Below are 26970 nucleotides of genomic sequence, written 5' to 3'. Positions count from 1 at the left end.
AAATGCCACTCTGAAAGTGGATTAGGAGATAGTGATGATTCAAGGTATCCAAATTACTAAAGCAGCAAATGACGATCTACTAAACTCAATCTGGTTGATCGACGGTGACAAAAACGAAGCACGTTGCGTTGCAGCAAATGCTGGTTTTGAAGCTGACCAAGTTATCTCTGTTAGCGACTTAGGCGAATACGAAAGCCGCGAAGTAGCAATCGAAGCTGCACCTCGCATCGAAGGTGGCCAACACCTAAACGTAAACGTTCTTAAGCGTGAAACTCTAGAAGACGCTGTTGCTAACCCAGAGAACTACCCACAGCTAACTATCCGTGTTTCTGGTTACGCAGTACGTTTTAACTCGCTAACTCCAGAACAACAACGTGACGTTATCGCTCGTACATTTACTGAGTCTCTATAATTAGAGACGTGATGTAAGCAAATACAGAAAAACAGACGCGCAAGCGTCTGTTTTTTTATGTACGTAAAATGGTGTCCGACACATACAAAAAAACCTCTCGAAGGAGGTTTTCAAAGCACATCAAGCACACACTAATATTTCAATCATGCCATCCACCTTAGGCATGTCATCTATATTAGACATCTCCTCTATCTTAGAGATGTCATCCCTGCGCAGGCTGGGAGCTAACTAATGCGCTTACAATATCACCGATTATTTCAGTGTCACTCGAGCAAACTTACGTTTACCGACTTGGTAAACCGCTTGGCCCGCAGCTGGTACTAGCTTAGTATCTTCCACTTTCTCGCCATCGATCTTCACTGCGCCTTGACGAATCATGCGCATTGCATCCGATGTTGAGTTAACCAGTGCTGCTTCTTTTAAAAGGTTACCAATTGGAAGGCCTGCTTCGAATTCGAATTCTGGCATTTCATCCGGCATCGCACCTTTTTGGAAACGATTGATGAACTCTTGCTCAGCCGCATCGGCATCCGCTTCAGTATGGAAGCGTGCGATGATTTCCTTCGCAAGTAGAATCTTAATATCTCGAGGGTTTGCGCCACCCTCAACATCGGCTTTGAACTGTTCAATCTCGCCTAGAGGACGGAATGACAGCAGCTCATAGTAGCTCCACATTAGCTCATCAGAGATAGACATGATCTTACCAAACATCTCTGACGGCGCTTCGCTGACACCAATGTAGTTGTGTGCAGACTTGGACATCTTCTTCTCGCCGTCCAAACCTACTAGAAGCGGCATAGTCAGCACAACCTGTGGTTTCTGACCATGTGATTTTTGAAGCTCACGGCCCATTAATAGGTTGAACTTCTGGTCTGTACCACCAAGCTCTACATCCGTTTTCATCGCTACTGAATCGTAACCTTGTAGCAGTGGATACATAAACTCATGAATTGCGATTGGCTGGTTGTTGCCATAGCGCTTTCTAAAGTCATCACGCTCTAGCATACGAGCTACAGTTTGGTTAGCTGCAAGGCGAATCATGCCCTCAGCACCCAGTTCTGATAGCCACTCAGAGTTAAATGCGATCGTCGTTTTCGCTGGATCTAGGATCTTAAACACTTGCTCTTTGTACGTTTCAGCGTTACGCAAAACGTCTTCACGAGTTAGCGGTGGACGCGTCGTGTTTTTGCCCGTTGGGTCACCAACCATACCAGTGAAGTCACCGATTAAGAAAGTCACATCATGACCTAGGTCTTGGAATGCACGTAACTTATTCAAAATTACTGTGTGGCCTAGGTGAATATCTGGTGCTGTAGGATCGGCACCCAGTTTGATGCGTAGAGGACGGTCCTCTTTTAACTTAGCAATCAGTTCTTCTTCTGGAATTAGCTCGTCAACACCACGTTTGATCTCAGCCAACGCTGCTTCAAGGTTCGCCATTCTTGTTCACTCCCACAGATTTGGCAAAAATATAATAGTTGGACATCTTACTTGAATAGCGATGTTTTTTGAAACCAGTTAGACTAATTGGTTTAGGAAATTTCAAAAATAATGTTGAATTGAACTCTCATGGTATCTGTTTTTAAGCGCCTGCCTTGGCTTCACCGTGCGCTCATCGCCTTTTTTACGGCACTAATCGTTATTGCCTTGTTCCTGCCAGACGTAACTGAGCTGGATGATGGGAATGACCGACTTGAAGTCGGCAAGCATTACGCCCTAACGATTGACAATAGCGCCTTTCCTATTGGTGATGCCATTCCACCAACCGTTGTACTCAATTGGGAAGAGCATACTGTTCGCTCTGGAGAAAGCGCTGCCATTCTCTTTCAACGTTTAGGACTGTCACCACGCTTGCTGCATGAGTTAATTTATACCAATAACGATATTAAACAGCAGCTCTCGAAATTGAGACCGGGAGATAAGCTAACATTCGGATTCGACGAGAATAGCGACTTTATTCAGCTAAAACGTAGGATTAACGACTATGAAACGTTCAAGATCACTCGTACTGATGACGGATTTACCTCGACTTGGGATAAAAAAGAGGTCGACTATCAATACAATTACGCACAAGCACAAATTTCATCTAACTTTTGGAACGCTGGGATTTCAGCTGGATTAACTGCTAATCAAATTATGGAGTTGGCCGGTATTTTCGGTTGGGATATCGACTTCGCGTTAGATATTCGCTCCGGTGACAGTTTTCAATTGCTATACCAAGAAAAAGTCGTGGAAGGAGAAGTGATCGGCCGTGGCAAAATTATCGCCGCGATTTTTAAAAACCAAGGCGATACCTTCAAGGCAATATTAGACGATAAGACGGGTAACTATTACGACGAAAATGGTCGCGCAATGAAGAAAGCGTTCTTGCGTTCCCCACTCGATTTTCGCCGTGTAACCTCAAACTTTAACCCAACTCGTCGCCACCCAGTGACCGGAAAAGTTCGCGCCCACAGAGGCACCGATTATGCCGCGCCAGTCGGCACACCAATTTGGGCTGCCGGTGACGGTATTGTCCAGAAGTCCAGTTATAACCAGTTCAATGGTAATTATGTATTCATCAAACACAGCAATACGTATATCACCAAGTACTTGCACTTGACGAAACGAACCGTAAAAACCGGACAACGAGTAAAACAAGGTCAAACTATTGGTACACTTGGCGGAACAGGTCGTGTAACCGGTCCTCACCTTCACTATGAATTCTTAGTAAATGGCGTCCACAAGAACCCGAGAACGGTAAAACTGCCGCAGTCTAAGTCGTTAACAGGTAAAGCTAAGCAGACCTTCCTAGCCAATGCTGAGAACCGACTCAACACCTTAGATAGATACAGTGAATTGTTGTACGCCAATAACTAAGTTCAAAATCCGGAACACCAAAATAGAAAACCCTAGTGAATAGCTAGGGTTTTTCTTTTACTACTGCTGCTTAATCGCTAGAGCTCAGTGTGGCTTATTTGGGGTATCGCGATACATCTCTTCAATTTCATCTTGGTAGCGATCGTTGATCACTTTACGGCGAAGCTTTTGCGTTGGCGTCAGCTCACCTTTATCCATAGAGAAACCCGTCGGCAGCAACTTGAATTTTTTCACCTGCTCAAACTTTGCCAGCTCTTTTTGCAGTTCAGTAATACGCTTCTCAAACATTTCAACCACTTCATTGTGCTTAATCAGCTCAAGACGATCATGATATTTAATATTAAGCTCTTTAGCGTACTCTTCTAACGTATCAAAACATGGCACGATCAGCGCCGACACGAATTTACGGGTATCGGCAATAACAGCAATTTGCTCGATGTAATGGTCTTTACCAATCGCACCTTCAATCGCTTGTGGGGCAATATACTTACCATTTGAGGTTTTCATTAACTCTTTAATACGGTCAGTGATAAACAGATTACCTCGTTCATCAAATTGACCCGCATCACCAGTTTTTAGGAAACCATCGGCATCAAACGTCTGCGCTGTTTCTTCCGGCAATTTATAGTAGCCACGCATAACCATTGGTCCGCGAACTAATATTTCATTGTTCTCGCCAATTTTCACTTCCGCACCAGGCATCGGCATACCGATAGAGTCTGGGTTATAACAAGTATCGTCCCAGCACGAGACGGTTGCCGTTGTTTCGGTCATACCGTAGCCAAGCTTGACATTGATACCAATGGCTTGAAAAAAGCGACCAATGGTTTCATCAAGTTTAGCCCCGCCACAAGGCATAAAGTTAATACGTCCACCTAGTAGCTCACGTAACTTACTCAACACCAACTTGTCTGCCAATGCATGGCTCTTCTTAAGAATCAATGAAGGCTCAACGTTGTCCTGACGGCATTGTGCCATTTTCGCCCCCATGTTGACCGCCCAGGTAAACATAATCTTGCGATGAACGGGCGCTTTAGAAACACGTTCATGAATAGCTGAGAAGATTTTTTCGTAGAAACGAGGCACCGCACTCATTACTGTAGGACGAATCTCACTCAATGCATCACGAACCTGCATTGTATCTTGTAGATAGCAGTTGGTGCCGCCTTGATACAATACATAGAACGTCCAAGCACGCTCGAACACGTGTGATAGCGGTAAGAAGCACAATGATACGTCTCGATCAGTAAGACTTAACCTTGCATCATGACCTTTCAACTGTGCTGCGATGTTAGCGTAATCTAGCATTACACCTTTAGGTTGACCTGTGGTACCAGACGTATAAATCAGTGTTAGCAGATCATCGTAATTGGCCTGTTCTAGTCGCTCTGATAGCGTGGACTGTTGTTCAATGCTGGCATCAGACATAAAGCTTTGCCAGCTCACACTGAAATCATTTTCAGCCAGAACGATGTCATCACTCATCGCAACGATAAGCTCTAACTGACTGCACTCTTCATAGATAGATAAAGCCGCATCATACTGCGCTTGCTCTCCAACGAATAAGATACGAACGTCAGCGTTCTGAACGATATAGCTGGTTTGAGCTGGGGTATTTGTAGGGTATAGCGGTACGGTTACCGCGCGAATTTGCAATGCTGCTAAGTCAGCAATTGTCCACTTCGGCATGTTATTGGAAATGATACCGATTTTGTCTTGAGGTTGGATTCCTTTTCCAAGTAGAGCCAGAGATAACGCATCAACGTTTACCCCAAACTCCTTCCAGCTAATCCCTTGCCACACATTGTTGATTTTATGTCGTAAGGCGATCTTGTCGCCACCTTGTGCGATTCGGTCACGAATCTTCTTTACAATATGGAAATCTAAATTAGCCATGTTCTATCTTTACCTTTTAGCTTACACATGTAAGCTTTTTGAGCGCACAAGTGTACCTATGCTCGTAAAAAAGGCAACCGACCTATATCAAAGTTATCAATAATAGTTATCGGTTTAATCATTCAATGATAATAACTTTCTGTAAAAACTAAAAAAGCCCTGTACAGATACTGTTCAGGGCTTGCTCTAGAAAGTTGTAATAGACTATGACAACGCGACAACTTCGCCGCAGATGACCATCAACTGATCACGCAACCAGATGTGACCTTTATCTTTCTCACTCGACTCATGCCAACTCAAGTAGCCGCTGATTTTGGTGTTTTCTAATGGCAGTGAAAGTACTTGTAGCTGCTCTTTATTAACCGCATTTTCTACCAACCAACGTGGTGCGATAGTCACAAGCTCAGATTGACCAACCACATAAAGCACGTTGCTTAGACTGGTGCCTTCATAAGATGCTTGGCACTCCAGTTCACGATATGCTTGCTCAGAGAAGCTGCGAACACCGTGTACTTTAGATAACTTAGCGTGCTTTTCATGTGCTAACTGAGCAGTGCTCACTACACCATGAATTCGTGGGTGATTCTTGGCAGCAACTACAACCAGTTCATCTTGGAAGATCTCTGTGCTTGAGAAGCCTTGCGCATCATAACGAGCGTAATCAATGACAAAATCAATTTCTTGATAGCGCATGCGATCTGCCAGTTGACGGTCAGCTTCAGCGTCCAAGTGCAATTGAACGTGAGGCGCTTGCTCGGAAATAGTGTGCATGATTTTTGGAGCAAAACGCATATCACATGGAGAACAAATTGCCATTTTGAACAGGCGAGTTGATGTTTCTGGTGTAAAAATAGAACTCGGTAGTTCATTGCGAATCAACTGCAATGCTTGGCGCACAGGACCAAACAGCTGACGAGCACGTTGTGTTGGTTGAATACCACGGCCCTGACGCATAAATAGCTCATCGTTGAACATCACTTTAAGGCGCGCAACGGCATTACTAACTGCTGGTTGCGACATACCCAAATTGTGTGCCGCGCGAGTGATATTCTGCTCTTGCATCACTGCGTCGAAAACAGTCAATAGGTTTAGATCTACGCCGCGTAATGTGCTTTCCATGCGGTAGCTAGCGATAGCGCTCATAGCATCTTTTTTGTCTAACATTTAGTAAGCCTCGTGTAATTTCAATCTCGAATATGTGAGTAAGGATTAATGGTTAGCAACAGGAGTTATTTACTCGCTACCACTACGTACCTTACAACGTTCTATTAATCCTCTGCATAGTTCGAGGACAAAACAAACTATCTACTAATAACAAACCCAACACCAACAAGTTTGACAAAGAATCACCAAATTTTATCGATATAAATACATTATCCATTAACAACAATAAGTTATATTATATATAAAAAAAGATAAATTACATTTTTAATAACTTTTGTCCGTTACAACTTCTAAAACCATAACTAGTAAGTATATCTTTCGAAATTTCCAACGCATTAGCTATATCTAACTACCATATAGAACCACTTTCAAAGTATTCGCATAATAGATACATCATATCTATCATTCAAAATGAATTGATGCTTATAGCAAATACAACAACGACGTATTACAGGGCTTTAATCGCAAAAAAGCCGCTCAATGCGGCTTTTCGTTAAAGTGATAAAGGTGGCTAAACGATCGTTAAATGGAAGCGTAGCTCGGAAAATCAACTTTCTCCCATAAACGATGACGTAGCTGCTGGCTACAATCCCAGTTTCCAGCTATTAGCCACTCCGCAATCTCGTTAGCAACATCTGGATAGGTTACTCGTTCAGCTTGCTTTTCATCTAACCAAGCACGAATGACTGATGCATCAAGGAAGTCCATGGACTGAGCAAGCCCTAAGCTCTCTAGCGTTGCGGCATTACTTTGTTGTTCAAACTGACCATCAAGTGGTTTTACCAATAGCTTCTTACCTAAGCTCAGTGCTTCAGACGGCAGCTCAAACCCACCATTGGCGATTACCCCTTGGCAACGGTGCAGATCGCGCTGAAACTGCTCATGATTCAGCGGCTTCATCAGAATGTTTTCGACTTGTTGCTGCTCAATAATCTCAGGGTGATAACAGATAAAGCTTTGATTTACGAAGCGCAATAGCACATCGATAATGGTTTGTGTGTTTTCAAAAGGCAGGTAAATTAATACGAAGTCTTCCGAGGTCACATCATGTCCGTTGGTATGAACAATAGGCGGTAAGATAGGTTGGCCAAAATGATACCAATGCAAACCCAGTTGATACTGGGAAGGTGCAAAATGTTGGATAACTGAGTCATCAATCCAGTTCGCCCCCTTTTGTGGCACATCAAATAGAAACGCATTTTGATGGCTGATGCTGACGGTTGGTATGTTTTGAGAGCGTGCTGCCCAAGCCGTGATTGGCTCAAAGTCGTTGATGACTAAGTCATAGTCCGAGACATCCATTTGTCTCACTTCACTAAAAAAGCTGGTCAAACTATTTTCCATTACTGTTTTCAAGTAATTAACCTTGCCATCCTCGGTGACAAAACTAAATCCCCGCCGGGTTTGGTAATCACCAAATTGCTCCATGGAAAAATACTTGTCTTTGTCGCGTCCGGAAAATAGAAAATCTACCTCGACATCATGAAACTTCAGTGCCTGAGACATCGCTCTCGCTCTGGCAATATGTCCATTTCCAGTCCCCTGAACACCGTAAAGAATCTTCATCAATATCACCTTTTAAACTAACTCAAGCACGTAACTGATCGATACATGCGCAGCGGATACACCTAAGACAGCACCAATAACCACATCAGTAAGAAAGTGAACCCCGAGCAGAATTCGTGACGCACCAATCAGCAACGCCCATATCAAAGCAGCGTCATACCAAGCTGGATAGAAGTGCCCGATTATTGTTGCCATTAGAAACGCCGCTGCGGTATGCCCTGAAGGCAGGCTGTAACGATCAGAAGGTGTGATGAAGGCCTGAAGAAGATGAGAGAACTCTTCAGGACGGCGGCGTTTAAAACTGTTCTTCGTTAACCAATAAATAGGTAGCTCAATGGCGAAAGCCAGCAACGCAGCAGCAAAGAACAAACGCCCTGCCACATCGTCCATAAACCAAATCATCAATCCTAATATTAGGTAAAGATGACCATCTCCAGTTCTGGACACCCAACGGCTGATCTTAGCGACCGGAGCATTAAAGCGATGCTGCAAACAAAACAATGAAAAGGCTAAATCCATTCGCGCAATTGGCTCAATGGTTCTCATAACTCACTCCTTGCGATAACGAGTAACTCATGATCAAAAAGTAGTCAGCAACAATGACAATTAGGTGACGATTTATTGGAGAAATGATGAAAGTTAGTGGCTGAGGAACTCAGCTCACTAACTTGTAGAATGGAAGTAAGGAATATTATGTTTACGCGAATTAGATTTCTTCGTGTTTGTGGACCAATCCCCAGTCAGCCAATATAGCGTACGCCGATGGAATCATAAATAACACCAAGGCTGTCGAAGCAAAAATACCAAACACAATCGAAATAACGAGCGGCTGAATAACCTGAGCTTGCAAGCTGGTCTCGGTAAGTAGAGGCAATAAACCTGCCGCCGTAGTCATTGACGTTAAGAACACCGCACGAAAACGTTCACGGCTCGCTTTAACCACAGAGTCATGCACTGAATCGCCTTCATCCACATGGTGACGTATGTACTGCACCAAGAGAATCGAGTCATTCACTACAATACCGGCTAGCGACACAAATCCCATAATACTTGGCATACTCATTGAGTGTCCTAACAGCAAGTGTCCCCATACCACACCAATAAAGGCTAAAGGAATCGCCAACATAACCACAAAAGGTTCAAGGTAACTTCTGAACTGATAACTCAGAATGGTGAATACGCCAAACAATCCTAATAGGAACCCTTTTGCCATTGACGCCCCAGTTTCTGCACTGTCTTTGGTTTCCCCTTCGAAGTCGAATCTCAATCCTGGGTATTCCTGCTGTAGTTTACTGACTTCTTCAGCGCGGAACTGGCTGATAATATCGGTCGAGCTAGCTTTAGATGCGTCAACGTCACCAAATACGCTCACGGTTCTCAAACCATCAACACGTTGGATACGCACATAGTTACGCTGAAAATCTAACGTCGCGACAGAAGCCAGAGGTACTTGTGAACCGTCCGCCAGGAAAATCGGGAAATTAGCCAGCTGCTGGATATCCCCAATATCTTGTTTGTTGAGTTTCACCTCAATTTTAATGTTCTCCACCCCTACCTGAATTTCATCGGCAGTTTGACCAAAAAACGCGGCTCGAAGCTGGCTAGCAATCAGCTGACCATTAACACCAAAGCTCTCGGCACCTGGGCGTAATTTGACCAGAATTTCTTCTTTACCTAAACGCATATCGTCCAAGACACCACTGACACCATCAAACTCATTCAAGTATTGCTGTATCTCAACGGACGCCGCTTTTAGCATGTCTAGGTCATCATGCTTAATGCGAATTTCCAATGCACGGCCACCCGGCCCCATTGTCGGCTGCTTGAAAACTAATGAGATCGGATCAGCAAGCTCTCCCACATCTTCTCTCCAAGCCGCAATAAAATCATCGATCAAGGTATTTCGCTGCTCAGCACTGAGCAAATCCAGTCTCACAGTAGCAATATGTGGCCCTGATTCGTTAGCATCACGGTTGGTATTGAACTGACTGGTAATTTGTTTTACCAGTGGTTCGCCACCTTCCATTTCGTCGCTCCACTGCTTATTGAGTTTTTCAGCCGACGCTACAATTTTATCAACAACACGCTCTGTTTGAGACAAGGAAGCTCCTGGTGGCAGGATGATCCTCGCTTCAGCAATATCGCCATCTAATGAAGGGAATGGGTGGAACTTCACTACTCCACCAGCGATTAAGCTCACCGAGATAAGTAACATCGCAAAGACACTGCCCATAAAGGCATAGCGGTAGGAAACGACTTTGTCGACCGCATTCACTAATGTTGTATTGCGAAAATGCTCAAACCGCTCGAGTAATACGCGTTTGAACTTTACGGGAGGCTTATCTTTATTATGTTTATGCAGCGAGTGAGACAAGTGATTCGGCAAAATCAAAAATGCTTCAACCAGACTAAGCGACAACACCAAAATCAACACTTGTGGCACAGCACGCAGCACCGCCCCCATTTCTCCTTGCAGGAAGAGCAAGCTGCCGAAAATACACACAGTAGTCAAAAACGAGGAGATAACACCGGGTAGGACTTTCTTCACTCCATTGATGACCGCATCATCGATACTCTGTCCTCGGTCAAGGTGAGATTGAATCGACTCTGCGATAACGATAGCATCATCCATCATGATACCGATGGCCATTAATAGCCCAACTAGCGACATGATATTGATCGACAGCCCGAGGTTAGCCATCAAGAAAAGACCACCAAGAAATGCCACCGGTAAGCCAGCGGCAACCCAAAACGAATAACGGAAACTAAAGAACAACCACATCGTCGCAAAGACTAATAAGATCCCCTGCCAGCCATTTTTGACCATCATGGTCAGACGATCCCAAAGTACCGATGACATATCGTTGGTCATTTCTAACGTCACGCCTTCTGGTGCGATAAGTCGCTGTGCATCCACAAATTTGGTGACCTGCTCTTTTACACGCAGTGCATCATCTTCTTTGTTTTTACTGATCTTCAGCACTGCAGAAGGCTTACCGTTGAACAGTACCTTTTGCTCATCCAGCTCAAAGCGGTCGGTAATGGTCGCTACATCTTTCAGGCGAATAAGTGCACCGCTGGGACTTGAACCGACAACAATAGACTCCAACTCTTGCGGGGTTACTCGTCGTTCATCAAAACGAATTAAGAAATTTTTGTCTTCAGTTTCAACATTACCACTCGGTAACTTGATGTTCTGATTACCAATTTGTACCGCGATATCACTGATACTGAGCCCCATTTGGCGCATGATTTGAGTGTTCAACTCCACACGATATTGGTGATCCGAGAAACCGCTCACATCAACAAGTGACACACCGTAATCCAGCTTGAGAGTGCGCTTAAGCTGCTCGGCGTATGCCTTTAACTCTGGCCAACTGGTGTCCGCTGTAATAGCAACGTCTACTACAGGCTCATTCCAATCCAGCTCTTGAACTACTGGAGATTCAATCTCGTCAGGAAAATCGTTGATAGCATTAATTTGAGTTTGCACATCCACTAGCATACGGCCGATGTCTGCTCGCTCATTGAGTTTAAGCGTTAAACGCGCAGAACCTTCAATCGCTTCACATTTGGTTTCTTCAATATTTGATAGGCCATCGACGGCATCTTCCATTCGTACGCAGAGACTCTCTTCCACTTCCTGTGGCGATGCCCCCGGATAAGTGATAGCTGCCATAATATAAGGCGGATCAAACTCCGGGAAGGTTTCACGTTTTATGGTCGACAACGACGAGATACCCAATATCAACAATGCCAACATCAGCAAATTGGCAGCAGTTGGGTGCTTAGAGAAAAATCGAATCATTGGCTTGCCTCGTCGATGCTCTCTCTGACTAACATTCCTTCAATAGCGGGCAAAATATCGTTCAGAATCACTTTTTCACCTTGCTGTAGGTCACCAGTGATGATCACTTGATTATCCCTACGGTAAGAGACTTGTACCGACCGCATTTCGAGGCGATTTTCATCGTTCATCAAATAGATTTTATCGCCGTGCAATGCGCGTTCAGGCACGAGCCAAGATGGCTGTTTCTGTCCTTCAATGGTTGCTTTTACAAACATCCCATTGACCAGCACTGGCGTACCCGCAAGGCCGTTGTTGCTTGGTAATTGAGAAACTTCCAGAATCACACCTGCTGTCGCTTGGTTGGCATCAACGGTTTCGCTGACACGTGCCACTTTAGCTGGCCACGTTGCCGTAAGGTTTCCGCTACTCAATTCCACAGTGGCTTGCAGCTTATCTAATTCAACATTACCGCTTTGGCTCTCATCCCAATTCAGGGTATTCGACAACAGCTGCAAATCGTGAATCGACAACTGCGCTTCTACTTCCATCACATCGTTTAGGTGTGCTGTAACCATGGTTTGCTGCAAGTTCACTACTTGGTTTAACTCAGCATCCACTTCAGAAACACGCATCGTAACGGGCAAAACAATACGAGTCTTTTCCAATGAGCGCTTCGCTTCATCTACTTTCGCTTGGTTCACTTTCACCAAAGCTTGGGAGACACCTCTTTCATCCGGCATCAACGCCAATTGGTTTTCAATATCTTGAACCAACTTTTTCTGCGACAGCATATTTTGTTTTTGAGTATCGACATCAGACTGAGACGTTAAGCCACGCTTATTGAGGTCCACACGACGCTGGTATTCGTTTTCCGCGAGTTGTAAGCGGTTTATCTCAATAGATAGTGTTTGTTTCAGGTTCGCCTCTTCTTGGTCTAAACGAGCCAATTGAGTTTCGCTTGATTTAAGGTCGGCAATCGCCTGTGATAATTTGAGTTCGTAATCTAAAGGGTCAATACGAAGAATTTCCGTTCCCGCCGTTACCACGGTGCCTTTTTCTAAATTTGGATGCTTGTAAACAACCGCTCCTGTCACCTCAGCGATGGCCTTCCACTCAACTTTCGGTTCAGCTCGACCAAAGCCAATTGCGATAGGCGCTGACATCTGCGGTGCTAGAGTCATGGTATCCACTACTCTTGAACGATCTCCAGCGGGTTTCGTTGGCACATCGGGTCTCAGGTTTATTGCTGCAATGAGCGCAATTACACCAACTGCAAAGGCAGGAAAAAACAACAGCTTTTTATTTTTAGACGTCATAAGGTCACATTCTGATTAGTCGTTAGTAGGGTCGCGTAACAGCGCACGTGATAGCAATGAGATGTTGTGTTCGAGCAACTCATCTAGAAAGGCTTCATTCAGTTCGATTCCGTGTAGTTGCAACATGGCAGGTGGCGCGACAAACGGAAACACCATGAGTGATATGAACGATACTTTACAAAGCTTCGGATCAATATCATCACGTAAATATCCTGCCTGTTGCAGTCGACCAAACATCAGGTCATGGTCTGGGCGAGCAAGATCAACAAACACTTTTTCAAACAGTCGTCTCTGTGTCGCCGAGGGAGGCATATGCATGATTTGAGCGACTAAACGCGGGAACTGTGGAACTTTGTTCATTTCGTGATAATAAATACGCATAAAATCAAACAAGTTACGATGATCGCCTTTCATAAAAACTTCATCCATTTTGTTTTTCATCGGGGCGATGGTCTCACGAACCATGGTTTCGAAGAGCCCCTCTTTGTTGCCAAAGTAGTAACGAATCATCGCAATATTGACGCCCGCTCGTTGCGCAATCAGGCGAGTCGATACCTTATCGTATGGCATGACAACAAACAGTTCACGAGCATGCTCTAGCAGCTTTTGTCGCGCGTCAGTTTGCTTTCTAGGGCGGCCTACCTTTCTCTTCTCTTGTTCCACAGGCTGCATAATTTAACCTTAATTATTAATCACAAGATTAATTATAGGACTGATACCTTTGCTTTATGCAGAACAATAATTCATCACAATTTAATCATTTGATTAATTTACTATTGAAAAGGCTGAGACTGCAGTGCTCACTGATCCGATATCCAAGAAAAATCAGATTAACCCTTGACGCATGAGCTTGAGTGCGGTACTAATCTTGTAACTTAATTTTGTGGAATGCATAACAGTGTCATTACGTTTTTCTCTACTCCTGAACCTCCTCCTTATCGTGAAAACATCGCGCGGGTAGGTTGTGGACGAAAAACACCACTAAGAATTCTAAAAAAACCCGCTTAGACAAGCGGGTTTTTTTATATCGATTGAACTGGACGTAAACGATTAACCTGTACAAAGAGGAAGCAACTATGAAAGATCAGGTGATAATATTCGACACCACATTGCGTGACGGCGAGCAAGCACTTTCAGCAAGTCTGACAGTTAAAGAGAAACTGCAAATTGCTTATGCGCTCGAGCGTCTAGGTGTTGATGTTATTGAAGCTGGCTTCCCTATCTCCTCTCCAGGTGACTTTGAGTCAGTACAAACCATCGCTAAACACATCAAAAACAGTCGAGTTTGTGCATTGTCACGCGCAGTGGCTAAAGATATTGATGCCGCCGCTGAAGCGTTAAAAGTCGCAGAAGCATTCCGTATTCACACGTTCATCTCTACCTCAACGGTTCACGTTCAAGATAAATTGCGTCGTAGTTATGACGATGTAGTCGAGATGGGCGTAAAAGCGGTGAAACATGCACGTAACTATACCGACGACGTTGAGTTCTCTTGTGAAGATGCAGGACGCACACCAATCGACAATCTTTGCCGTATGGTCGAAGCCGCTATTGACGCTGGCGCAAGTACTATCAATATTCCAGACACGGTAGGCTACACGGTTCCAAACGAATTCGGTGGTATCATCCAAACCCTTTTCAATCGCGTTCCTAACATCGACAAAGCGATTATTTCGGTGCACTGCCATGATGACTTAGGCATGTCGGTGGCGAACTCTATCGCAGCAGTCCAAGCAGGTGCTCGCCAAATTGAAGGCACCATCAATGGTATCGGTGAGCGCGCAGGTAACTGTTCTCTAGAAGAAATTGCGATGATTATTAAAACGCGCCAAGAGCTTCTAGGTGTTCATACTGGCCTGCAACATCAAGAAATCCATCGCACCAGTAAACTGGTTTCCCAGCTATGCAACATGCCAATTCAAGACAACAAAGCCATTGTTGGTGCGAATGCATTTAGCCACTCTTCAGGCATTCACCAAGACGGTATGTTGAAGAACAAAAATACCTACGAGATCATGACACCGGAATCCATTGGCCTAAAAGACAAAGCATTGAACCTAACGAGTCGTTCTGGTCGAGCTGCTGTTAAGAGTCATATGGATGCGATGGGTTACAACGAGAATGAATACAATCTAGACACGCTATATGAGGATTTCTTGAAGCTAGCGGATCGTAAAGGTCAGGTCTTTGATTACGATTTAGAAGCATTAATGCACTTTGCGAACTTGCGTGCCGAAGACGACTTCTTTAAGTTGAACTATCTAAGCGTTCAATCTGGTAGCATCATGGCAACGACAAGCATCAAGATTCAATGTGGTGATGAAGAGAAATGCGAGGCGGCCGTCGGTAACGGCCCAGTTGATGCGCTTTATCAATGTATCTATCGCGTGACGGGTTACGACATTGTTCTAGATAAGTTTGATTTGACTGCAAAAGGTGAAGGCGAAGATGGTTTGGGCCAAGCCGATATTATTGCTAACTACAAGGGTCGCAAATATCACGGGACTGGTGTCTCAACGGATATCGTTGAAGCTTCTGGTCAAGCCCTACTTCATGTTATCAATAGTATTCATCGCGCTGATCAGATTGAAGAGATGAAGCAGAAAAAAGTAGAAGCGGTCTAAGGTAAGCGTTCATTCCCAAGACCACAGGAAAATTTAGCCCCTTGCTGTTGTTGTCCAGACAATAGGTTTCAAGGGGCTTAAGAAATATAAGCAAATACAACATTTAAGGAAATTAGCCCCATGGCAGGTACTTACAAGATTGCAGTTCTACCAGGTGATGGTATTGGCCCAGAAGTTATGGCTCAAGCACATAAAGTGTTGGATGCGATTTCAGAGAAGCACAGCATTACACTAGAACGTGAAGAATACGATGTAGGTGGTATCGCCATCGATAATCACGGTTGCCCTCTTCCAGAGAGCACAGTGAAAGGCTGTGAAGAATCAAACGCAATCCTATTCGGTTCAGTTGGAGGTCCCAAGTGGGAGCACCTTCCACCCAATGACCAGCCAGAACGTGGCGCCCTTCTACCACTTCGCAAACACTTCCAACTATTCTGTAATTTACGTCCAGCGCAAATTCACGCTGGTTTAGAAGACTTTTCACCTCTTCGTGCTGATATTTCAGCAAAAGGCTTCGATATTGTAGTGGTTCGTGAGTTAACAGGTGGCATCTACTTTGGTCAGCCAAAAGGTCGTGAAGGTGAAGGCCCGACAGAAAAAGCGTTTGATACTGAGATCTACCACCGTTTTGAAATTGAACGCATTGCCAAGATTGCCTTTGAGTCCGCACGTCTTCGCAGTAAAAACGTTTACTCCATCGATAAAGCGAATGTTTTACAAAGCTCTATCCTATGGCGTGAAGTCGTTGAAGAAGTAGCAAAAGAGTACCCAGATGTCACTCTAAACCACATGTACATCGATAACGCGACCATGCAATTAATCAAAGATCCGGCTCAGTTTGACATCATGCTTTGCTCTAACATCTTTGGTGACATCATTTCTGATGAGTGTGCGATGATCACAGGTTCTATGGGCATGTTGCCATCAGCAAGTCTTAATGAAAGTCAATTCGGTCTCTACGAGCCAGCTGGCGGCAGTGCACCAGACATCGCTGGTAAAAACATTGCTAACCCAGTAGCACAAATTCTTTCTGCTGCGCTAATGCTTCGTTACAGCTTAGGTGAAGAGGCCGCAGCGCAAGACATCGAAGCCGCAGTTAGTAAGGCACTATCTGCAGGCGAGTTAACGGCGGATCTAGCAGGCGATAAGCCAGCACTTAGCACCTCTGAGATGGGTGACAAGATCGCAAGTTACGTATTGAACTCATAATTACAACATCGCCTTCGCTGCGCCTATAGGGGCGTGGCGGAAGAAGCAAGGAATTTAGCAATGTCAAAAACACTATACGAAAAAGTCTACGATGCACACGTCGCCGTAGAAGCGGAGGGTGAAAACCCAATCCTATATATCGATCGTCACTTGGTTCATGAAGTGACATCTCCTCAAGCATTTGATGGTCTGCGCGAAAAAGGTCGCCAAGTGCGCCAAGTAGGTAAGACTTTCGCGACGATGGACCACAACGTTTCGACAACGACCAAAGACATCAACGCCTCTGGTGAAATGGCACGTATCCAGATGGAAACGCTATCCAAGAACTGCGAAGAATTCGGGGTGACACTTTACGATATCAATCATAAGTACCAAGGTATTGTTCATGTTATGGGCCCAGAGCTTGGTATTACGCTACCAGCGATGACCATTGTTTGTGGTGATTCGCATACGGCTACTCACGGTGCATTTGGTTCATTGGCATTTGGCATTGGTACCTCAGAAGTAGAGCACGTCCTAGCGACTCAGACACTAAAACAATCTCGCGCTAAAGCGATGAAGATTGAAGTCAAAGGTAAAGTGGCTCCCGGTGTAACGGCAAAAGATATCGTCCTAGCCATTATCGGTGAAACTACAGCAGCAGGTGGTACGGGTTACGTCGTTGAGTTCTGTGGTGAAGCGATTACTGACCTTTCTATGGAAGGTCGTATGACGGTATGTAACATGGCTATCGAACTCGGTGCGAAAGCAGGTCTTATCGCTCCTGATGAGACGACGTTTGAGTATCTAAAAGGCCGTAAGTTCGCTCCTCAAGGCGCTGACTGGGATGCTGCCGTTGAATACTGGAAAACTTTTAAAACCGATGACGATGCTAAGTTTGACGCTGTCGTTACACTAAACGGGGCCGATATTAAACCTCAGGTTACTTGGGGTACTAACCCTGGCCAAGTTATTGCCGTTGACCAACCTATTCCATCACCGGAAAGCTTTACTGACCCAGTAGAAAAAGCATCTGCAGAAAAAGCGCTGGCTTATATGGGTCTAGAAGCGGGAAAATCACTTAAAGACTACCCAGTAGACAAAGTATTTGTAGGTTCTTGTACTAACTCTCGTATCGAAGATATGCGTGCTGCAGCCGCTGTTGCTAAAGGTCGTAAAGTCGCAGATCATGTGCAAGCTTTGATTGTCCCTGGCTCAGAGCAGGTAAAAGCTCAGGCTGAAGCGGAAGGCTTAGACTCTATCTTTAAAGAAGCGGGCTTTGAATGGCGCTTGCCAGGCTGCTCAATGTGTCTGGCGATGAACAATGACCGCCTAGGCCCACAGGAGCGCTGTGCCTCTACTAGTAACCGTAACTTTGAAGGTCGTCAAGGCCGTGACGGTCGCACACACCTAGTGAGTCCTGCAATGGCAGCCGCAGCGGCTATCGCAGGTCATTTTGTTGATATCAGAGAGCTAGACTAAGAAGGAAACCCACATGTCAGGATTTAAACAACACACCGGCTTAGTCGTACCTTTAGATGCAGCGAATGTCGATACCGACGCCATCATCCCTAAGCAATTTTTACAGAAAGTAACTCGCACTGGTTTTGGTAAACATCTATTCCACGACTGGCGCTTCTTGGACGACGCAGGCGAGCAAGACAATCCAGAATTTGTCATGAATGCTCCTCGCTATCAAGGCGCTAGCATCTTACTTGCTCGTGAAAACTTTGGCTGTGGCTCTTCGCGTGAACACGCTCCCTGGGCACTAGCTGATTACGGCATCCAAGTAATGATCGCTCCAAGCTTTGCCGATATCTTCTATGGCAACTCTATCAACAACCAAATGGTACCAGTTCGCTTAACGGAGCAAGAGGTGGATGAACTGTTCCAATACGTCGAAGCAAACGAAGGTGCAGAAATAACTGTCGACCTAGAAGCAATGAAAGTAACAGCTAACGGTAAGTCTTACAGCTTTGAGATTGACGAATTCCGTCGCCACTGCCTATTAAACGGTCTAGACAACATTGGTCTAACGTTGCAGCACGAAGACAAAATTGCAGCTTATGAAGCCAACATTCCTAGCTTCCTAAAATAAAAGTCAAAACGAATTGATAAATCCCAGCCAAGTGCTGGGATTTTTTTTCACTCAATTGAAATAACTTGGCATCTTTACAGGTCTGATGGATTAGCCTTACATAAAATGGATCGTTGCTATGGTCAAAACACTGCTTAAAGCACTCACGGCTTCTCTCTTATTATTTAGTTTTACTGCGTTTTCCGCGCCGAAATCTGAGCTTTGGGCTTACTGGAATTCAAGTAATGAAGCAAACCTTCAAAACGTGTCACACCAAAGTTGGCAAGCCTTTCTTGATAAGTATTTGGTAGTAGAAGGTGATAACACCTTGGTACGTTACGTTCGAGTTTCTCCAAACGATAAGCAGCAATTAAAAAGTTATCTGTCGGAACTCGCAGCCATCGACCCAAGAACACTGAATAAAGCGGAGCAATACGCTTACTGGGTGAACCTCTACAATGCGATTACCGTTGACCTAATTTTGGATAATTACCCAGTAAAATCGATTACAAAGCTGGGTGGTTTATTTAGCTTTGGACCTTGGGGAGATGATGTCATTACAATTACAGGTCAGACACTGACGCTTAATGATATTGAGCATAGAATCCTTCGTCCTATTTGGAATGACCCAAGAACCCATTACGCCGTTAACTGCGCCAGTTTAGGGTGTCCAAACCTGCAACCTCAAGCATTCACATCAAGCAATACAGAAGCGTTACTGGAACAGGCGGCAAGCACTTTTATCAACTCAAATAAAGGCGTAAAAATCAAAGGTGACAAGGCAACACTTTCGTCGATTTACGACTGGTTTGCTGAGGACTTCAAAGCTCAAGGTGGCGTCATTGCTCATATGGCAAAATACAGCCCTAAACTAACAGGGTTTGCGGGTAAAATTGACTACGATTACGATTGGGCTTTAAACAAAAAATAGTATTAGGGTCCAGGCTTGCTTGCCTAGACCTTACTACACTTCAAAAACTAGAGCCGGGCTGGGTAAGAAATTCCAGCTCTTCCTCACTAGATTGTCGCCCTAAAATCTTATTCCGATGTGGGTAGCGGCCAAATCGCTCGATAATCACTTTGTGGCGATATTCAAAATCCAGGTTATTTTCAAGACCGCTTTGTTTAAACAAGCGCACAGCCTCTTCATGAACAACCAAAGATTCGCTATGCATATAAGGCATGTATAAGAAGCTACGTTGCTCTTCACTTAGCTTCATATCTTCGCCTAATGCTACCGCTTCTTGGGCGAGTACCAACGCCATTGGGTCGGACAAAAATGACTGAGGCTTACCACGATATAAATTCCGAGAAAACTGGTCTAATACTATGATTTCAGCTAGGCGTCCTTGTGGGCTTTGACGCCACGTATACAGTTCACCGAGCGCGGCTTTATTATGCAGCGCCAAAAAGCGCTGCTCTATAAGGCTATCTAGTGCCTCATCGCCTGAGAACCAATCTGCAGGCGTTAATTCACCAAACCAAAAGTCCAGTACATCCTTGTCTGTCTGCATTATTTAAATCCCTTCACCTTCTTAATTAAATCATAGGCATTTTGAATCTCTTGAGATTTTTCTTTTGCCATATTCATCATTTCAGGTGGCAAACCTTTAGCCATCAGTTTATCTGGATGATGCTCATTCATCAGTTTACGATAAGCTCGTTTGAGTGTTTTCGCATCGGCATCTTCAGACACACCAAGCACATCATACGCATCAGAAAGCTGCGACGCACTGCTCGCTTGCTGCCAACTTCCTGATTGTTGACCACCTTGATAGTGACCACCACCGAAATTACCACCTTGTTGGAATCGGAACGCCGCTTCTTGCATTCGTAATCGCTGCTCTAACTGCTGAGCTGAAAAGCCAAGTCCTTGTGCAATCCTGTGCAACACTTCTCGTTCAGCAGGGTGAACACTTCCGTCAGCAAAGGCTGCTGAAATTTGCAATTCCAAAAAGAACTGAAGCAGATCATGACGACCGCCCGACGAAATACGGACCTTATCAAGAATACGTTCTAACGGAAAATCCGCCGACTTCCCTTCGCGGAACGCTTCTTGAGCTGCTCTTTTTTGCTCACTATTAAGGTTCATACGATCCATCATAATGGTCGCTAGTTGAATCTCTTCTTTAGTGACTTGTCCTTTCGCTTTGGCAACATGCCCCATCACAGCATAGGCAGAGGTGAGAAATTCTTCTTGTCGTTTAGCTTGATCTGCACCGCCAAATCCACCTCGTGCAAAACCACCTTGATTTAATCGTCTCGCTTTGTCGAACTGGTACCCAATGAATAAACCGAACAGCGCACCTAACGGTCCGCCAAATAACATGCCGAAAAATACGCCTAAAATTTTACCTATCATGTGATTTATGTGCTCTTTATTTATGAATTTTTGCGCTGATTCGCAGTCTACTAGTGTCGTTAAGGTCAATTTCCTTTATGATAGAGACCGTCTTATAAACGATTCAATATCAATCGAATTCAACTGAATGAATCAAGTTAAACAGGATAGTACAACTCGATGTCACGTTTTTCCCGCACATATCTAGCGGCCTCAATAGGTGCTGCGCTGCTAGCGTCTTACGCACATGCCGAAGAAACATCGAAAAATAGTGGGCAAACTATGCCACCAGCAGAGCAGTGCTCTGTTGATACTGCACAAAGTTCTGACTCCAATCAAGAGCCAATCAATATAGAAGCGGATTCTTTGGAAGCCATTAATGGTCAAAGAGCCACCTATAAAGGTGATGTTGTTGTGGTTCAGGGCAATAAAACTATTACTGCCGACAGCGTTACGCTTCACCAAGATGAAAATGTTGTCGTCGCAGAAGGTAATGTCACCTTAGAAGACGGACAGTTCAAAGCGGTTTCCGACAAAATAACCAATAATCTGAACAAAGATGAAATAACAGCAGAGAACACTAAATACAAAATGCTGTGTGGCGGTGGTCGTGGAGACGCCGTATTTATTTCGAAAACTGGTAAATCTTTGTATCAAATCGATGACGGCTCTATTACAACATGCCCAGAAGATGATAACTCTTGGCGCTTTGTTGCTGATGATATCCGTGTTAATCAAGATGAAGAATCTGCAACGCTTTATGGAAGTCGTGTTGAAGTAAAAGATGTTCCTATCTTTTACATGCCTTATATGACGATGCCGACCAGTAATAAAAGAAAGACGGGGGTGCTCTTCCCATCATTTTCACTGGGTTCTAAAAACGGCCTTGAATTAGATATTCCTGTCTATTGGAATCTCGCACCAAACTATGACTTGCTAACGAATTTTCACTACATGCAAACTCGTGGTCTTCAGCTCAAAGGTGATTTTAGGTACTTAACCGAGACCAGCCGAGGAAATTTGCTTGGCGAGTACTTGGCTAATGACCAGAAATACCCTGAAAAAGGTGATCGTTGGGCCTTCCAATATAAAAACAACAGTAATTTTGGCCAACATTGGAAGCTCGACCTCGACTACTCTCAAGTGAGTGACAACGAGTACTTCCAAGACCTTGATTCTAGTATTGGTAGTCGCTCTGAAGGCCAGTTATCACAAAAAGGTACCATCGGATATCGTGAGCAATTTTGGGATGCGGCATTAACCGTCCAAGACTTCCAAATTCTTGTGGACGATACCAAACCGTATCAATTAATGCCGCAATTTGAGTTTAATTACTATCGTCCAGAGATCTATAAGACGCTCAACTTCGATATGATTTCCCATATATCGCGCTTTGAAACTGATGATCAAGAAAAGCCATCAGCTACTCGTGTACACATAGAACCTGGACTAACGCTCCCATTATCAAACACTTGGGGTACATGGACGACTGAAGCACGTTACATGCTCACACATTATCAACAAGACCTCGATGGTCGTGTTGTCGGAGAGGGAACCAGCCTAGGTCCTTTAAAAGAAACTGTTGACCGCGCTTTGCCTGAATTCAGAACTCACGCAGGAATGGTCCTAGAACGCGATACCACCTTTATAAATGGGTATACTCAGACATTAGAACCTCAAGTGCAGTATCTATATGTACCAGAAGTAGACCAGAGTGACATATATAACTACGATACCACTTTACTACAGACTGATTACTATGGTTTGTTCCGCAGTCGTCGTTTCAGTGGTGTCGACAAAATTGCAGCTGCCAATCAGATCAGCTACGGTGCAACCACTCGCTTTTATGATAGCGGACAAAAAGAACGTTTGGCCGTTTCATTTGGTCAAATCTATTATTTAGATGCTGCTAGTAAGAACCCAAATAGTGTTGCAGATACGGATTCATCTAACTACTCTTCTTGGGCAATTGAGACCGATTTTAATATTAATGACCGAGTGTTCTACCACGGCGGTGTTCAATATGATATTGACTCTTCAGCCGTAGCTCTTGGAAATAGCGCGCTAGAATACCGTGTCAATGATGACTTCATTCAAGCGAACTATCGCTATGTCACGAAAGAGTACATTGAAAGTGTCAACAGCTATACTCCCGCCGAATTGGACAAGCTGACACGAGATGGTATCAACCAAGTTGGCTTATTAGGTGGGTATAAGATCAACCGCAATTGGTTGGCAACGGGTCAATACTACTACGATATGACTGAACGAGTTTCTATCGAGTGGTTAGCTAAGCTAGAGTACCACTCTGATTGTTGGTATCTTGGCGTAGACTATAGTCGTCAATTAAGAAGCTGGGAGTCTGGCATCGTCGGAATAGGTGCAGCCAACTTTGAAGATAATATTCGCCTAAGCTTTGGCATTACAGGTCTTGGAGGTAGCTCAAAAGCACCTGAGCCGCCAAATGGCAACGCACTAAAGTATGGTCGACCATTTATACTTAATGACTAAGCATGATAGTGCTCGCGTAATAATATCAAGTTAGGAACTTTATTAACTTCACAGACTCTTAGTCTGTGAAGTTTTCACTAGGAATATCGATGAAATTTATAAGCAAACTCCTTTCAACATGTCTTTTGTCGGTGATGGCTTTACATGCCATTGCCGAACCCGTTGAGCTTGATCGCGTTCGTGTTATCGTCAACGATGGCGTTATCCTACAAAGTGATATTGATTCTGCCACTAAGACTCTTACTGCCAACGCTCGAAAAAATGACCAAGAGCTACCTTCTGCAGATATTATCCAAGAGCAAATCCTCGATAAACTGATCTTAGAAAAGCTGCAATTACAAGAAGCTGATCGCATTGGTGTTCGTATCGATGATAACCGACTAGAAAGCACGCTTAACGATATTGCTAAAAACAACAATCAAACCATCGAGCAACTTCGCCAAACCGTACGTGAAGAAGGACTAACGTGGGAAGCATTTCGTGAACAAATTCGTGATGAAATCGCCGCCAGTGAAGCTCGTAACGCTATGGTAAGACAACGAATCAACATTCTACCAGCTGAAGTCGATAACCTCGCAGAGCTGCTTGCTAAAGAAAGCGACGCCACTGTGACCTATAAGATTCGTCACATTCAATTGCGCTTTAATGATGGCGAAGATAAAAGCGTTCAAGAGCAGCAAGCGAAGGATCTAGTTGCACGCCTAAAATCGGGTGAAGATTTTGCCACTATGGCATATACCTACTCAAAAGGTCCGAAAGCGCTAGAAGGCGGTGATTGGGGCTGGATGCGTAAAGAAGAGATGCCAACCATCTTTGCTGACCAAATTAAGATGCAAACTAAAGGCACTATTATTGGTCCATTCCGCAGCGGTGTTGGTTTTCACATCTTAAAAATTGAAGACGTTAAAGGCTTAGAGACGGTGTCTGTTACTGAAGTAAACGCACGACACATTCTTATCAAACCTACGGTTATTTTAAGTGATGAAGGGGTTCAAAGAGAGCTCAACAATATCATCGCTAAAGTTCAATCTGGTGAATCTACCTTTGCTGAAATGGCCGAGCAATATAGCCAAGACCCTGGCTCAGCCGTCCAAGGCGGCGAACTGGGTTACCAAACACCAGAACTATACGTTCCGGAGTTCAAGCATCAGGTTGAAACCTTACCTATTGGCCAAATCAGTAAACCATTTAAAACCGTACACGGTTGGCACATCGTCGAAGTTCTAGATCGTAGAGATGTCGACAAGACAGGCTCAGCCATGCAGAACCGCGCATACCGCATCTTGTTCAATCGTAAGTTCAATGAAGAAGCTTCGGCCTGGATTCAAGAACTTCGCGCCAGTGCATTCGTAGAAATGGTGAACGATGATGAGGAAGATAACAATGCCAACTAAGCGTATTGTTGTTACCGCAGGAGAGCCCGCAGGTATAGGTCCCGATCTTGCTGTTGCTCTCTCACAGCGAGATTGGCCGCATCAGGTTGTTGTCTGTGCTGATAAGAACTTAATTGCCGAGCGTGCACATCAACTTGGGATTGAAGTCGAGCTTATCGATTATGATCCCACTGCTCACAATACACATAGCAAAGGCCGCTTAGTTATTTTACATGTGCCGCTGCAAAACCCAGCCCAAGCTGGGAAGCTAGATGAAGCCAATGGACAATACGTATTAAATACCTTAGAAAAAGCAGCAAAAGGCTGTATGAAAGGTGAATTTGATGCTATTGTCACCGGCCCTGTGCATAAAGGGGTGATCAATCGAGCTGGTGTCAGCTTTAGTGGCCATACTGAGTTCTTTGCAGAAGTATCAAATACACCACTTGTGGTCATGATGCTGGCAACGGAAGGATTAAGAACCGCACTTGTCACGACTCACCTTCCATTATCGGAAGTACCTGCAGCCATCACCGAAGATCGTGTTACACGCATTGCTGATATATTGCATCACGACTTGGTCACCAAGTTTGGTATTACCAAACCCAATATCTATGTCTGTGGCCTCAACCCTCACGCAGGTGAAGATGGCTGCTTAGGTATGGAAGAGATAGAAACTATCACTCCTACCCTAGAGAAACTTCGCACAGAAAAAGATTATCAACTTATCGGCCCATTACCCGCCGATACGATATTTAATGACAAATATTTACGCGATGCGGATGCTGTCTTAGGCATGTATCACGATCAAGTTCTCCCTGTACTTAAATACAAGGGCTTCGGTCGTTCAGTAAACATCACTCTTGGTCTACCCTTTATAAGGACATCGGTCGATCATGGCACTGCATTGGATCTTGCTGGCACTGGTCAAGCAGATTTTGGCAGCTTTGAGACAGCACTGGCGTACGCAATAGATTTAGTAGAGAGCAGACAATGAGAAATGATGTCCACCTAGGGCACAAAGCAAGAAAGCGTTTTGGTCAAAACTTCCTAAATGATCCTTACGTTATCGACGGGATTGTATCAGCAATTAATCCGCGTCCAGGTCAAAACTTAGTTGAGATTGGCCCAGGTCTTGGTGCGATTACTGAACCAGTAGGCAAAGAAGTCGACAAGTTTACAGTTATTGAATTAGACCGAGATCTTGCGGAGCGTCTACGCAATCACCCAGATTTGGGAGATAAGCTCACCATTCACGAAGGTGACGCTATGCGTTTTGACTTTACTCAACTTGTTAATCCAAATAACAAGCTGCGTATCTTCGGTAACCTGCCGTACAACATCTCTACACCTTTGATGTTCCACTTATTTGAGTTCCATAAAGACATCCAAGATATGCACTTTATGCTACAAAAAGAAGTGGTGAATCGCCTTGCCGCCGGTCCAGGCACAAAAGCTTACGGCCGTCTGACTGTCATGGCTCAGTATTACTGCAAAGTGGTTCCAGTACTTGAAGTACCACCAACAGCATTTGTTCCACCACCGAAAGTAGATTCAGCGGTAGTAAGATTGGTTCCTTATGAAGAACTACCTTATCCTGCGACTAGTTTGAAATGGCTAGATAGAGTCTGTCGTGATGGCTTTAACCAGCGTCGTAAAACCGTTCGTAATTGCTACAAGTCTCTTATGTCGGCAGAAACGCTGGAAGAACTGGGCGTAAACCCTTCTATGCGACCAGAGAATCTAACATTACAACAGTTCGTAGCCATGGCTAACTGGTTAGATGAAAATCATAACTAATTCATTAAAAAACGCTCACTAGCTTGCTAATGGGCGTTTTTTTTTGTCATAGT

21 protein-coding genes are annotated in these 26970 nt (G+C 44.4%); 11 read left to right on the top strand and 10 right to left on the bottom strand.

Annotation, left to right across the window (positions count from 1 at the left end; all coding sequences use genetic code 11):
• Positions 1-34 precede the first annotated feature (34 nt).
• Entirely contained in the window at positions 35-412 is a 378-nt protein-coding gene (grcA, locus tag MMA19_RS14145) for an autonomous glycyl radical cofactor GrcA (RefSeq protein ID WP_031494358.1), read from the top strand.
• Between the two features lie 252 nt (positions 413-664).
• Here the strand turns inward: grcA and tyrS are convergent, their stop codons facing one another.
• Positions 665-1852, bottom strand: a complete 1188-nt coding sequence (gene tyrS, locus MMA19_RS14140) for a tyrosine--tRNA ligase (protein WP_240206501.1) — start codon at positions 1850-1852, stop codon at positions 665-667.
• A 129-nt stretch (positions 1853-1981) separates the two neighbouring features.
• On the opposite strand from tyrS, the gene MMA19_RS14135 reads away from it, so the two are divergent.
• The gene (locus MMA19_RS14135) at positions 1982-3271 is read left to right on the top strand and encodes a peptidoglycan DD-metalloendopeptidase family protein (protein ID WP_107306313.1); all 1290 of its coding nucleotides are present in this window, start codon (positions 1982-1984) and stop codon (positions 3269-3271) included.
• 84 nt (positions 3272-3355) lie between these two features.
• Here the strand turns inward: MMA19_RS14135 and MMA19_RS14130 are convergent, their stop codons facing one another.
• The 7 genes from MMA19_RS14130 to MMA19_RS14100 form a co-directional block, all read right to left on the bottom strand.
• Positions 3356-5167 carry a long-chain fatty acid--CoA ligase gene (locus tag MMA19_RS14130; protein WP_038229195.1) on the bottom strand — a complete coding sequence of 604 codons (1812 nt, stop codon included), beginning with the start codon at positions 5165-5167 and terminating at the stop codon, positions 3356-3358.
• 204 nt (positions 5168-5371) lie between these two features.
• Complete coding sequence (leuO, locus tag MMA19_RS14125) at positions 5372-6331, bottom strand: transcriptional regulator LeuO (RefSeq protein WP_006074856.1); 960 nt, start codon at positions 6329-6331, stop codon at positions 5372-5374.
• Positions 6332-6853: 522 nt separating this feature from the next.
• Positions 6854-7897 (bottom strand): MJ1255/VC2487 family glycosyltransferase, encoded by a 1044-nt coding sequence (locus tag MMA19_RS14120; protein ID WP_240206500.1) that lies wholly within the window; start codon positions 7895-7897, stop codon positions 6854-6856.
• Between the two features lie 12 nt (positions 7898-7909).
• Positions 7910-8443, bottom strand: coding sequence for a phosphatase PAP2 family protein (locus MMA19_RS14115; RefSeq protein ID WP_038229191.1), 534 nt, complete (start codon positions 8441-8443; stop codon positions 7910-7912).
• A 160-nt stretch (positions 8444-8603) separates the two neighbouring features.
• The gene (locus MMA19_RS14110; RefSeq protein WP_124940640.1) at positions 8604-11705 is read right to left on the bottom strand and encodes an efflux RND transporter permease subunit; all 3102 of its coding nucleotides are present in this window, start codon (positions 11703-11705) and stop codon (positions 8604-8606) included.
• Positions 11702-13003 carry an HlyD family efflux transporter periplasmic adaptor subunit gene (locus MMA19_RS14105; protein ID WP_240206499.1) on the bottom strand — a complete coding sequence of 434 codons (1302 nt, stop codon included), beginning with the start codon at positions 13001-13003 and terminating at the stop codon, positions 11702-11704. The genes MMA19_RS14110 and MMA19_RS14105 overlap by 4 nt, the downstream gene beginning before the upstream one ends.
• 15 nt (positions 13004-13018) lie before the next feature.
• Positions 13019-13675 (bottom strand): TetR/AcrR family transcriptional regulator, encoded by a 657-nt coding sequence (locus MMA19_RS14100; RefSeq protein WP_006074851.1) that lies wholly within the window; start codon positions 13673-13675, stop codon positions 13019-13021.
• Between the two features lie 404 nt (positions 13676-14079).
• On the opposite strand from MMA19_RS14100, the gene leuA reads away from it, so the two are divergent.
• From leuA to MMA19_RS14075, 5 genes are all read left to right on the top strand, one after another.
• Positions 14080-15627 carry a 2-isopropylmalate synthase gene (leuA, locus tag MMA19_RS14095; RefSeq protein WP_006074850.1) on the top strand — a complete coding sequence of 516 codons (1548 nt, stop codon included), beginning with the start codon at positions 14080-14082 and terminating at the stop codon, positions 15625-15627.
• A 120-nt stretch (positions 15628-15747) separates the two neighbouring features.
• Positions 15748-16836 carry a 3-isopropylmalate dehydrogenase gene (gene leuB, locus MMA19_RS14090; protein WP_240206498.1) on the top strand — a complete coding sequence of 363 codons (1089 nt, stop codon included), beginning with the start codon at positions 15748-15750 and terminating at the stop codon, positions 16834-16836.
• Positions 16837-16896: 60 nt separating this feature from the next.
• The gene (gene leuC, locus MMA19_RS14085) at positions 16897-18297 is read left to right on the top strand and encodes a 3-isopropylmalate dehydratase large subunit (protein WP_006074848.1); all 1401 of its coding nucleotides are present in this window, start codon (positions 16897-16899) and stop codon (positions 18295-18297) included.
• 13 nt (positions 18298-18310) lie between these two features.
• A complete protein-coding gene (gene leuD, locus MMA19_RS14080) occupies positions 18311-18913 on the top strand; it encodes a 3-isopropylmalate dehydratase small subunit (RefSeq protein WP_006074847.1) in 603 nt (200 codons plus the stop codon).
• 118 nt (positions 18914-19031) lie between these two features.
• Positions 19032-19823 carry a DUF547 domain-containing protein gene (locus tag MMA19_RS14075; RefSeq protein WP_240206497.1) on the top strand — a complete coding sequence of 264 codons (792 nt, stop codon included), beginning with the start codon at positions 19032-19034 and terminating at the stop codon, positions 19821-19823.
• A 40-nt stretch (positions 19824-19863) separates the two neighbouring features.
• Here MMA19_RS14075 and MMA19_RS14070 read toward each other — a convergent pair whose 3' ends face one another.
• Together MMA19_RS14070 and djlA are read right to left on the bottom strand one after the other, a co-directional pair.
• Positions 19864-20406, bottom strand: a complete 543-nt coding sequence (locus tag MMA19_RS14070; RefSeq protein ID WP_198557317.1) for a DUF924 family protein — start codon at positions 20404-20406, stop codon at positions 19864-19866.
• Positions 20406-21254 carry a co-chaperone DjlA gene (djlA, locus tag MMA19_RS14065; protein WP_240206496.1) on the bottom strand — a complete coding sequence of 283 codons (849 nt, stop codon included), beginning with the start codon at positions 21252-21254 and terminating at the stop codon, positions 20406-20408. The genes MMA19_RS14070 and djlA overlap by 1 nt, the downstream gene beginning before the upstream one ends.
• A 159-nt stretch (positions 21255-21413) precedes the next feature.
• Between djlA and lptD the strand changes: the two genes are divergently transcribed.
• The 4 genes from lptD to rsmA all read left to right on the top strand — a co-directional run bounded on the left by lptD (position 21414) and on the right by rsmA (position 26917).
• On the top strand, positions 21414-23744 hold the full coding sequence (gene lptD, locus MMA19_RS14060) for an LPS assembly protein LptD (RefSeq protein ID WP_240206495.1): 2331 nt from the start codon (positions 21414-21416) through the stop codon (positions 23742-23744).
• A gap of 89 nt (positions 23745-23833) precedes the next feature.
• Entirely contained in the window at positions 23834-25138 is a 1305-nt protein-coding gene (gene surA, locus MMA19_RS14055; RefSeq protein WP_038223090.1) for a peptidylprolyl isomerase SurA, read from the top strand.
• Positions 25128-26114, top strand: a complete 987-nt coding sequence (gene pdxA / locus MMA19_RS14050; protein WP_240206494.1) for a 4-hydroxythreonine-4-phosphate dehydrogenase PdxA — start codon at positions 25128-25130, stop codon at positions 26112-26114. Before surA ends, pdxA begins: the two co-directional genes overlap by 11 nt.
• On the top strand, positions 26111-26917 hold the full coding sequence (gene rsmA, locus MMA19_RS14045; protein ID WP_006074840.1) for a 16S rRNA (adenine(1518)-N(6)/adenine(1519)-N(6))-dimethyltransferase RsmA: 807 nt from the start codon (positions 26111-26113) through the stop codon (positions 26915-26917). Before pdxA ends, rsmA begins: the two co-directional genes overlap by 4 nt.
• The last annotated feature ends 53 nt before the right edge of the window (positions 26918-26970 follow it).

It is taken from the genome of Vibrio sp. CyArs1, from assembly GCF_022432925.1.
Classification (GTDB): Bacteria; Pseudomonadota; Gammaproteobacteria; order Enterobacterales; family Vibrionaceae; genus Vibrio; species Vibrio mediterranei.
The sequence above is the reverse complement of the archived record's forward strand: the minus strand, read 5'-3'. Positions and strand labels throughout refer to the sequence as shown.